Origin of the sequence: Intrasporangium sp. (assembly GCF_032907665.1) — a bacterium.
Taxonomy (GTDB): Bacteria; Actinomycetota; Actinomycetes; order Actinomycetales; family Dermatophilaceae; genus Intrasporangium.
Genome location: NZ_JAJJPG010000054.1, coordinates 12,358 through 22,708, shown reverse-complemented (window position 1 = coordinate 22,708; position 10,351 = coordinate 12,358). Strand labels below are relative to the sequence as shown.

The 10,351-nt window shown below is 70.6% G+C and carries 12 protein-coding genes; 7 read left to right on the top strand and 5 right to left on the bottom strand.

Going from position 1 to position 10,351, the window contains the following annotated elements; all coding sequences use genetic code 11:
* The first annotated feature begins 244 nt into the window (after positions 1–244).
* From LOY02_RS09935 to LOY02_RS09905, 7 genes are all read left to right on the top strand, one after another.
* The gene (locus LOY02_RS09935; protein ID WP_317182195.1) at positions 245–478 is read left to right on the top strand and encodes a hypothetical protein; all 234 of its coding nucleotides are present in this window, start codon (positions 245–247) and stop codon (positions 476–478) included.
* Between the two features lie 251 nt (positions 479–729).
* Complete coding sequence (locus tag LOY02_RS09930) at positions 730–1,380, top strand: ATP-dependent Clp protease proteolytic subunit (RefSeq protein WP_317182194.1); 651 nt, start codon at positions 730–732, stop codon at positions 1,378–1,380.
* A gap of 8 nt (positions 1,381–1,388) precedes the next feature.
* The gene (locus tag LOY02_RS09925) at positions 1,389–2,042 is read left to right on the top strand and encodes an ATP-dependent Clp protease proteolytic subunit (RefSeq protein ID WP_317182196.1); all 654 of its coding nucleotides are present in this window, start codon (positions 1,389–1,391) and stop codon (positions 2,040–2,042) included.
* Positions 2,043–2,149: 107 nt separating this feature from the next.
* Positions 2,150–2,404: an acyl-CoA-binding protein gene (locus LOY02_RS09920; protein WP_317182193.1), complete on the top strand. Its 255-nt coding sequence runs from the start codon at positions 2,150–2,152 to the stop codon at positions 2,402–2,404.
* Between the two features lie 218 nt (positions 2,405–2,622).
* On the top strand, positions 2,623–3,573 hold the full coding sequence (locus tag LOY02_RS09915) for a hypothetical protein (RefSeq protein WP_317182192.1): 951 nt from the start codon (positions 2,623–2,625) through the stop codon (positions 3,571–3,573).
* Positions 3,574–3,826: 253 nt separating this feature from the next.
* Positions 3,827–5,104 carry an ATP-dependent Clp protease ATP-binding subunit ClpX gene (gene clpX, locus LOY02_RS09910; RefSeq protein ID WP_317182191.1) on the top strand — a complete coding sequence of 426 codons (1,278 nt, stop codon included), beginning with the start codon at positions 3,827–3,829 and terminating at the stop codon, positions 5,102–5,104.
* Positions 5,105–5,278: 174 nt separating this feature from the next.
* On the top strand, positions 5,279–5,917 hold the full coding sequence (locus LOY02_RS09905; RefSeq protein WP_317182190.1) for a hypothetical protein: 639 nt from the start codon (positions 5,279–5,281) through the stop codon (positions 5,915–5,917).
* Between the two features lie 7 nt (positions 5,918–5,924).
* Here the strand turns inward: LOY02_RS09905 and LOY02_RS09900 are convergent, their stop codons facing one another.
* From LOY02_RS09900 to LOY02_RS09880, 5 genes are all read right to left on the bottom strand, one after another.
* Positions 5,925–6,512 (bottom strand): hypothetical protein, encoded by a 588-nt coding sequence (locus LOY02_RS09900; protein ID WP_317182189.1) that lies wholly within the window; start codon positions 6,510–6,512, stop codon positions 5,925–5,927.
* Positions 6,509–7,744 (bottom strand): DUF58 domain-containing protein, encoded by a 1,236-nt coding sequence (locus LOY02_RS09895; RefSeq protein ID WP_317182188.1) that lies wholly within the window; start codon positions 7,742–7,744, stop codon positions 6,509–6,511. Before LOY02_RS09895 ends, LOY02_RS09900 begins: the two co-directional genes overlap by 4 nt.
* A 79-nt stretch (positions 7,745–7,823) precedes the next feature.
* Entirely contained in the window at positions 7,824–8,906 is a 1,083-nt protein-coding gene (locus LOY02_RS09890) for a MoxR family ATPase (RefSeq protein WP_317182187.1), read from the bottom strand.
* A gap of 4 nt (positions 8,907–8,910) precedes the next feature.
* Entirely contained in the window at positions 8,911–9,450 is a 540-nt protein-coding gene (locus LOY02_RS09885; protein WP_317182186.1) for a hypothetical protein, read from the bottom strand.
* A 2-nt stretch (positions 9,451–9,452) separates the two neighbouring features.
* Positions 9,453–10,184, bottom strand: a complete 732-nt coding sequence (locus LOY02_RS09880) for a DUF4129 domain-containing protein (RefSeq protein ID WP_317182185.1) — start codon at positions 10,182–10,184, stop codon at positions 9,453–9,455.
* Positions 10,185–10,351 lie beyond the last annotated feature (167 nt).

The following is a 10,351-nucleotide window of genomic DNA, read 5'->3' as shown; positions in this document are numbered from 1 at the left end:
GACTCCGCGGACTCGGCGGACTCGGCGGACGAGGCCGATGAGGCCGATGAGGCCGGCGTTCAGAAGGCTGAGGAGACGGCGGAGACGACCACCTCCTGATCCGCGCAGCTGCAGGCCGGTGCCCTTTCGGGGGTGCCGGCCTTCGCCGTCCTCGCCGAGATGTGCACTCGGGGCCTCAATGGGTAGTGGCCCCGTGTGCCGCCGCGGGCAGGCCCGGCCGGCACGGGACGCGAGGAGGCACCGAGTGACCGAGTTCGACCACACCCCCACTGAACTGCCCGACCAGGAGCGCAGCCGCGGCGCTGCGGACCCTTCCGTCAACCAGGTGCCCGGCGAGCCGGACGACGTCGACATCGAGCGCGGGAGCGCCGACGGCAGCCCCCGGGAGAACGCCCCTCTCGAGGAGTCGCTCGACGACGCCGGTGACGTCGTCGGCACCGAGACGCACCATGACCAGGAGGACTCCTCGGTCCGCTGAACACGTCCCGATCTGGGCCGGTTCCCGGGCACCACGCAGCCCCCGGGAGCCGGCCCGCCTGCGTCCGGGCCATGGCGCACCGGAGCCCCGCCCAGCGGCATACGGCATGGGCGGGACGCCGTTTGTGCGCTCAGGGCGAACACAGCGTGGTCCGGGAAATCCCGCCACACCCCGGGGCGTTAGGGTCAGTGACGAGCCAGCCGACCGCGCACCCACCGGTCGGGCGGGACAACTTCGACGATGGAGACAAGGTGACTTCGGACATCTCCGCCAACGGCACCGGCCTGCCGGGCGGTCTCGACGACCACATCTACAACCGGCTCCTCAAGGAGCGCATCATCTTCCTCGGCTCCGACGTCCGCGACGAGAACGCGAACGCCATCTGCGCGCAGCTGCTGCTGCTCTCGGCCGAGGACCCCGAGAAGGACATCTGGCTCTACATCAACAGCCCGGGCGGCTCGATCTCGGCCGGCATGGCGATCTACGACACGATGAACTGGATCCCCAACGACGTCGCCACCGTCGCGATGGGCATGGCCGCCTCCATGGGGCAGTTCCTCCTCTCGGCCGGCACGAAGGGCAAGCGCTACGCCACGCCGCACGCCCGCGTCATGATGCACCAGCCGTCCGGCGGCATCGGTGGCACGGCGACGGACATCAAGATCCAGGCCGAGCAGATGCTCTACATCAAGAACCAGATGGCGGAGCTCATCGCGCAGCACACCGGGCAGTCGGTGGACCAGATCGTCAAGGACTCCGACCGTGACCGCTGGTTCAGCGCCGAGGAGGCGAAGGAGTACGGCTTCGTCGACCACGTGTTCTCCAGCTCCGGCCAGGCGGTCGAGGGCGAGGGCGTGGGGCAGGCCGACGCCAAGACCGACGCCACGAGCGACGAGAAGTGAGAGACCCGATGATGATCAACCCGACGAACCGTCTGGCCGCCCCGGCCCCGCAGAGCCGCTACATCCTGCCGCAGTTCGAGGAGCGCACGTCCTACGGCATGAAGCGGTCCGACCCCTACAACAAGCTCTTCGAGGACCGCATCATCTTCCTCGGCGTGCAGGTCGACGATGCCTCCGCCGACGACATCATCGCCCAGCTGCTCGTCCTCGAGTCGCTGGACCCGGACCGCGACATCCTCATGTACATCAACAGCCCAGGCGGCTCGTTCACCGCGATGACGGCGATCTACGACACGATGCAGTTCGTCCGACCCGACATCCAGACGTTCGTCATCGGTCAGGCCGCGTCCGCCGCCGCAGTCCTGCTCGGCGCGGGAGCCGCCGGCAAGCGCTTCGCCCTGCCGAACTCCCGCATCCTCATCCACCAGCCGGCGCTGGCGGGGGGCGAGTTCGGCCAGGCGTCGGACATCGAGATCCAGGCCAACGAGGTGCTCCGTATGCGTACCTGGCTCGAGGACACCCTGGCCCGGCACACGGGGCGCACGTCCGAGACGGTCCGTGACGACATCGAGCGTGACAAGATCCTCTCCGCCGACGACGCCAAGGAGTACGGCCTCATCGACGAGGTCCTCGCCTCGCGCAAGGCCTCCCTCGAGGAGTGACGTTCATCACGAGCGCGTATGCCGCTCAGCGGGCTCCGCGCGGAAGGTGACCTTCCGCTGGCGCCGGGCTGGGCGGCATACCGCTGTGCGGGGTCTATGTTGGGGCCATGGCGAGTACTGAGTTCGAGTCGGCCGTCGCGGCCGTCAAGGGCCTGACCGAGGACCCCGGCAATGACGTCAAGCTGAAGCTCTACGCCCTCTACAAGCAGGTGACCGAGGGTGACGTGTCGGGCAAGCGGCCGGGCTTCACCGACTTCGTCGGACGAGCGAAGTACGACGCGTGGGCCGACCTCAAGGGGACGTCGGCCGCGGACGCCGAGGCGCAGTACATCGCGATCGTGCAGGACCTCACCGCCCCCTGACCGCCTGATCGGCACTCACCGCCCCTGCTCCCTTGCGGCCTCTGACCGGGCCTCTGATCTGCTCTCTGCCTACGAGATCCGGCCGTGGGTGGATCCGGTAGGAGACTTCGGCACGATCGCCTACCAGAATCCGCCACGGATGGATCGGGTAGGCCCACCCGGATCGCCCCTGTGGACGAGCCTCGACGGTCAGGCGGCAGGACGGCCACCATCGGTCCATGACCAGACCGGGAGCGGAACCGTTTCGCGTCGACAAGGATGACCGGGGCACACGAGTCCTGCCCGCCGGGGTGACCGAGTGGGACCTGAGGTCGGGGCGGTACCGACGGCTCTTCAAGGGCGTCTACGTCGGCAGGAAGGTGACCGTGACGCCGTTGCTCCTGGCCCGGGCGGCCCTCCTGCTCGTGGACCCGCGCTCGGTGGTCTCGCACCAGTCGGCCGCGCGGATCTGGGGTGCGGTGGTGCCGGACGACGGCCTGGCTCACCTGTCCTGCGTCGGGAGGCGGCCACAGGTCCGGGGCCTCGCCGCGCATCGAGTGAGCAGGGGTGGGCAGAAGTACGTCACGTTCCGCGGGCTCCGGGTCACCACGCCCGCGCAGACCTTTCTCGACCTGGCGGCGGACCTCGGCCTGGTCGACCTCGTCGTGCTCGGCGACTCGCTCGTCAAGGCCGAGCGAGTGACTCCCGCCCAGCTCGTCGAGGCCGCAGCGGCCTTTCGCGGCCGCTCGCGGCGTAGGGCGCGACGGGCGGCCGGTCTGGTGCGGGCCGAGGTCGACTCACCGATGGAGACCCGGTTGCGGCTCCTGCTCGTCCTCGCTGGCCTCCCGGAGCCGGTCATCAACCACAAGATCCACTGGCCGGGTGGCAGGGTCCGGTTCCGGTTCGACCTGAGCTATCCCGAGTACCGACTCGTCATCGAGTACGACGGTCGCCAGCACGCCGAGTCCGATGACCAGTGGGGGATCGACCTGGATCGCCGGGAGTGGATGGACGGCGGGAAGTGGCGGCTCATCGTGGTCCGGGCCACGGGGATCTACACCACGCCGGCACACACGCTCCAGCGCGTCATCGGCGCGATGCGCGACCAGGGGATGCCCGTGCCGACCCTCTCGGACGAGTGGCGCCAGCACTTCCCGTCACGAGCCGACGACGTCGCCGAACCGGCCTGACCGCGGACCGACGCGGCGCCGGAGGTGTCGACCTGGCCGTGCCGGGAGGGGCGGTGGGTGCGGGAGCCCGTTCAGCGGCATACGGCATGAACGGTCCTGACACGTGCGGACGTGGGGCGTTCGTGGCTTGTCAGCCGTCAGCGGACAAACGGCGTTGCACGAGCGAGGGTGGGTCGCTCCGTCGTCTAATAGGAGTCGACCCCCTAGATTGGGGGACGTTGTCGACCGCTGTAGTCGAGGGTAGGAGCAATCGGTGGCACGCATCGGAGAAGGCGGAGACCTCCTCAAGTGCTCGTTCTGCGGGAAGAGTCAGAAGCAGGTCAAGAAGCTCATCGCGGGCCCCGGTGTCTACATCTGCGACGAGTGCATCGACCTGTGCAACGAGATCATCGAGGAGGAGCTCGCCGAGTCCAGTGAGCTGGGGCTGGACCACTTGCCCAAGCCCAAGGAGATCTTCGACTTCCTCGAGCACTACGTCGTCGGGCAGGACACGGCCAAGAAGTCCCTCGCCGTCGCCGTCTACAACCACTACAAGCGGATCCAGGCGGGGGAGGGACCCAAGCGCGACGACGACCACGTCGACATCGCCAAGTCCAACATCCTGCTCATCGGCCCGACCGGATCGGGCAAGACCTACCTCGCGCAGACCCTCGCGAAGATGCTCAACGTCCCCTTCGCCATCGCCGACGCCACCGCGTTGACCGAGGCCGGCTACGTCGGCGAGGACGTCGAGAACATCCTGCTCAAGCTCATCCAGGCCGCCGACTACGACGTGAAGAAGGCCGAGACCGGGATCATCTACATCGACGAGGTCGACAAGATCGCCCGCAAGTCGGAGAACCCGTCGATCACCCGTGACGTCTCCGGCGAGGGGGTCCAGCAGGCGCTGCTGAAGATCCTCGAGGGCACCACGGCATCCGTGCCGCCCCAGGGCGGACGCAAGCACCCGCACCAGGAGTTCATCCAGATCGACACGACGAACGTCCTGTTCATCGTCGGTGGCGCCTTCGCCGGGCTCGAGAAGATCATCGAGAGCCGCGCCGGCCGCAAGGGGCTCGGCTTCGGCCAGCCGTTGCACACGCCCAAGGACCTCGCCGACAGCTTCGCCGACGTCATGCCGGAGGACCTGCTCAAGTTCGGTCTCATCCCCGAGTTCATCGGGCGACTGCCCGTCCTGACGACGCTGACCCCGCTCGACCAGCAGGCGCTGGTCAACATCCTGACGGAGCCGCGGAACGCGCTCGTCAAGCAGTACCAGAAGATGTTCGAGATCGACGGCGTCGAGCTCGAGTTCACCCACGACGCCCTGGAGTCCGTCGCCGACCAGGCACTGCTGCGCGGCACCGGGGCCCGGGGCCTGCGCGCGATCATGGAGGAGGTCCTCCTGCCGGTCATGTTCGACGTGCCGAGCGACGACGGCATCGCGCGGGTCGTGGTGACCCGCGAGGTCGTGCTCGACAACGTCAACCCGACGATCGTGCGTCGTGAGGCGGAGCCGCGGCCCAAGCGCCAACGCAAGGAATCCGCATGAGCCAAGGGGTGAGGACCCGAGCGAGGCCCGGAGCGCCGGTTCGGCTCATGCGGCAGGGATTCCGCATGAGCCAAGGCGTGAGGACCCGAATGAGGGACGAGCGTCGGTGCGGCTCATGCGGCAGGGACGGCAGGTCCGCCTGACCGGTCACGGGGGCAGCACCAGGGGGTAGGCATGATCGCACCGTTCCGACTCCAGGCCGGCGACCGCGTTCCCGTCCAGCAGTCGACGACGACGTGTGGCTCTGCCTGCCTGACGGTGGCGCGCATGCTCGTGAACCCGGCCTTCGCCCGGTGGATCCGGTTCGGCCTCGAGGACGACGCCAAGGACGAGGCCGCCTCCGACGGGCGCTCGGTCGAGGAGCGCTTCGCCGCCCACGAGCAGGTGGTCGCACGGCGGACCAACGCCATGGTCGGCGCGGGGGGCCGCATCCAGGCGCCGTGGCCGCGGGCATTGGGCACCCCACCGTGGGGCGCGATCGGCGAGCTCGAGTACGGCGCTGCCGTGCCGTGGGCGGACTACGACCTCGAGTGGTTCCGTTTCGTGCGGCCAGCGACGCTCGACCGGGCCTACACCTCGCTCCAGCAACGGGTGCGCGCCGGCCGTCCCGCGCTCCTCTACATCGGCAACGCCTGGCTTCCCCGCCATGTCGTGCTCGTCATGCCCGCGACGCGGGGCCAGGAGCTCGACGTCTACGAACCGTCGGTCGGCCGCGTGCTCGACCTGCCGCGGCGGGCCTTCGTCGAGCGGCAGATGCGGATGGCCGGCTGGGATGTGCCATGGGGCGCCGTCTGGGACGACGCACGACAGTGACGCGACGCTAGTCGCTCTGGAGTGGCGGTTCGCTGCGGAGCGCGAAGACGCCGATTGCGAGGCCGCCGAGTCCGATGACGTATGCCGCTGGGCCGGGATCCAGTCCACCGCCCCGGAGCGCACCGGTGAGCAGGGCCACCGCCGGCGCCGCGAGCGCCGCGAGGATGACGGCACGCAGCCACGCGCGGGTCGTCCGCGTCGAGAACCCACCAGCCGGCGGCGTGGTCGCCGAGAGCGCGGCTGCCGCGTGACCGATGAGCACCGCGACAGCTCCCGGGATCGACCACAGGGAGAAGCTTCCGGACGGGGTGAGGATGAACCACCCCACGATCATGAGGCCCCAGTAGGCGAGCGGCACCCCGGAGCCGGCGTAGGCCAGGGTTGCCAGCGGTACGACGACGAGGACCCACCAGATGGGGTCGAACCCGCCGGCGGCCAGCCACAGGGCCTGGAGGTAGACGGCTGCGGCGGCCACCCCGATCATCGCCAGGCCGAGCTGGGGGAGCGACCATTGGATGCCGCGACCAAAGCTGATCGTGCGCCAGGTGCTGCCTGCCGTGGCTGGGCCCGTGCGGCGCTGGGTGTGGGCAGTCATCGCCGCCTGCCCATCCGCGGAGCCGAGGCGCGCCTCGCGATGTCACGGAGGACATGGTCGAGGGACCCCGGCCCGCGCCATGGCACGACCGGGACGCCTCGGGTCACGAGGGAGTGGACCTGCGCCTGCCGCGAGAGCAGCCGGATCCGCCAGGCGAGTGCTTCGTGGACACTGCCCGGGTTGTCGGCGAGATGCTCCGGAAAAGTGTCGACGACGACGGTCGTCATCCCCCGGGCGGCCAGGGTGTGGGCGAGCCCGACCATCGTCTGGTCGATGAGCGGGCTGAGGACGAGGCACAGGGCCATGGGGTCGACGCCGCGAATGGCGTGCTCCCCGTCGTCCCGACGCTCGCTGGCGGGCGCGATCGAGGCCAAGGTCTCGAGGACGCGCCGCAGGTGCCTCGTGCCCGAGCCGACACCCAGTCGGGGGATGTTGGCGGCCCCGACGGTCCGCAGGGTGAGGCGGTCGTTGCTCCTGAGGAAGTGCTCGCTCATCGCCCCCGCGGCCCGGACGGTGACGTCGAGACTCGTCGGCCGTCCGTCGATGCCTTCGCGTGGTCCGAGGTCGCTGAAGGCGTCGACGAGGAGGAAGACGTGCGCGTCCTCGTCCGCATAGGTCGAGGTGACGTGGAGCTCGCCGGTCCGCAGGGACACCGGCCAGTGGATCCGCCGGAGTCGGTCGCCGGGATGGAACTGGCGGATCGTGTTGAACTCGCTGCCCGAGCCGGGTCGGGCCGAGCGGTTGAGGCCGACGAGGCCTCGCGGGTGCGGCGTCGGCGCCGAGGCGTCGAAGCGGGCTGGCACCGGGAGGGTGGCGGTGGCGAGGTCAGGGACGTCCGTCGGGCCGACACGGTAGGCGCCCCAGGGACTCGAGAGGGCCACGCTCAGGGTGCCGACCTGGCGGCGGCCCCACCGGGTCGTCCGCAGGGCGATGGACCCGACCCCGTCCTCGAGGTGTGCGATCCCGTTTCCCGGCCGGCGCTCCACCCACGGGGTCGAGGCCAGCGTGATGACACCGTCGGCGCGGGGCCTCGGGTGGACGTCGACCGCGATGGTGGTGACGTCTCCCTCGCGGAGCGTCCCGGTGCTCATGGTCACCTCGGCGACGGCGCCCCCGCGCGGTCGGGCCAGCTGTCCCCAGATCGCCGCCACGACGAGCGGCGCGGCGAGGACGAGCAGGTCCGGCCTCCGCCCGACGACCGCGGCAACGGAGGCAGCCGCGGCGAGGAGCACGGCTCGGGCGTGGGCCGCTGTCGCAGTCCACCCGCCGAGCGGGCGGGACGACGTCGTCCGGGGCAGGAGGGGCCGCACGTCAGGCCTCGGAGTGACCGGGCGACAGCGCAGACCCGCTCGACCCGCTCGGCTCACCTGTCGGCGTCGACCAGCCGGCAGGGCCGGTCCCGCTCCCCGGCTCGCGCGGCGCCGGCGTCGGCACCGACCGGAGCAGGCGCGTCACGACGTTGCTCCCGCTGACGTCGCTCATCCACAGCTCCGGCTTCACCGTGACGCGGTGGGCGAGGACGGGCTTCGCCACGGCCTTGACGTCCTCGGGCGTGACGTAGTCGCGACCGCCGATGACCGCATAGGCCCGGGAGCACAGCAGCAGGCCGAGGGCGCCGCGGGGAGAGGCGCCCATGAGGACGTCCCCGTGGGCGCGCGTGGCAGCGGCGAGGGCGACGCAGTAGCGCCCGACGGACTCGTCGACGACCACGCGCTCCACCGCGGCCTGCATGGCAAGCAGCTCGTCGGGTGTGACGATGGGCTCGAGGGTCTGCTCCTCCTGTTGGCGTGCCATCCGGTTGGCGAGGATCTGCCACTCCTCGTCGACGGAGGGGTAGCCGAAGGACACCCGCATGAGGAAGCGGTCGAGCTGCGCCTCCGGGAGGGGGTAGGTCCCTTCGTACTCGACGGGATTGGCGGTCGCGAGGACGTGGAACGGCCGCGGGAGCGGGAAGGTGCGCCCCTCGACGGTCACCTGTCGCTCCTGCATGGCCTCGAGCAGGGCGGCCTGCGTCTTGGGGGGCGTGCGGTTGATCTCGTCGGCGAGGAGCAGGCCGGTGAAGATCGGTCCCGGCCGGAACTCGAAGTCGCCCGAGCGTTGGTCGAAGACGAAGGAGCCGGTGATGTCGCCAGGGAGCAGGTCGGGGGTGAACTGGGCCCGCTTGAACGTCAGCCCGAGGGTCTGGGCGAAGCTCCGGGCGGCGAGGGTCTTGCCGAGGCCCGGGAAGTCCTCCATGAGGACGTGCCCTCCGGCGAGGACGCCGGCGAGGACGAGGCGCAGGGGCTCACGCTTGCCCACGACGGCGCGCTCGACCTCCGTGAGGACGGCGTTGCTGAGGTCGCTCACGCGACGGAGGTCCATGCCGGTGGCCGCCGGGTCGGTCAGGTTGCTCATCGGGTCACCACTGCTCGATTCGTCGGAGGGTCTGGTCAAGGCGCTCGGGGCGGTAGAGGTCGGGCGGCGGCAGGGTCACGAGGAACTCCCACAGCTCGGGGGGCATGACTCCCTCCGCCCACCTGGGTTCCTCCTCGATGACGATCCCGTGCTTGGCGTAGAGGCGCTCGCGAATGATCTCGCTGAGCCTGTTGTGCAGGTCGTGGACGAGCTCGGCCCGGCCTTCCGGCCGCGCGTTCGCGGCTTCGAGCCGCGCGGCGAGGTTGGTGACGCGGTAGTCGTTGCCCCGGTTCCCGGCGGTGAGACGGCCGTCGGTCAACGGCCACACGGTCTGCTGCTGGCTGCTGACGTGGTCGACGGCATACCACGCGAGGGCGGCGACGGCGACGAGCACGACGCCGAGCCGCGGGACGTCCGGCCTCAGGCCGATCAGGCCGGCGAAGAGGGCGACGACCGCCCAGGCGATGACGAGTCCGGCGATGCGGCGGCGCCAGGCCCGAAGGGCGGTGACGAGGGGCCGTATGCCGCTGGGCTGGCTGCTCATCGTCAGCGCCCTTCCGCGTCGGTGAGCGTCGTTGCGCTGGCGCGGGGTGCCCGCTCCAGGTCGCTGCGGATCGCGCTGAGAGCGGTGATGGCGCGCCGTCGGTGCGTCTCGGTCAGTGGATGGGTCGAGAAGCGGGCCTCGCGGTAGAGGGCCGACAGCTCGCGGAGACTGCGAGGATCGACCTCCCAGGTCGCGAGCACGCGGGCGACGTATTCGGTCGAGGTCTCCGCGGGATGCCGAGGCAGGCCGGCCGCGCCGGCGGCGGCCTCGAGGGCGACCCACGCAGCGACGATGGCGTTGCGCGGCGCGCCTTGCCCCAGGTTCTCGAGGCCGGAGTCCGCGCCCTGGAGGATCTCGGTGGGCACCTCGGGAACCGCGAAGCCGGGCTCGGCATGGCTCGTGACCTGTGGCCTGATCCGCCGCAGCAGGTCACGCAGGGCGAGGACGAGGAGGGCCAGCAGGGCGACGACGACGCTCACGACGAGCAGCTGGACGATCACGGCCAACAACCCCGAGGGATCCCACCCTGAGCCGCCCTCGGGTGTGCGGGACTCCTGGGGCAGCGCGGTGAGCTCGGGGCCGAGCGTCCACGTGGGTGCCCGCGGGTCGACCGCCGTCCGGGGCCGGCTCATGAGGTCGGGGGACCGGCCCGAGGCCGCGACGACGAGGGCAGCCATGACGACGACGGCGCCGATGGACCCGCCGACGACCGCGGTCCGCCCCCTGCGAGACATGGAGCAACCCTAGTCATCGCCGAGACGACGGGAACCTCCCGGAGGTCACGATCGGTTCCCAATCTCGAGGACCCTGCAGCCGCGGCATTCGAGGCCACTCGACGAGGTCCAGTCGAGGCCACTCGACGAGGTCCAGTCGAGGCCACTCGACGAGGTCCAGTCGAGTG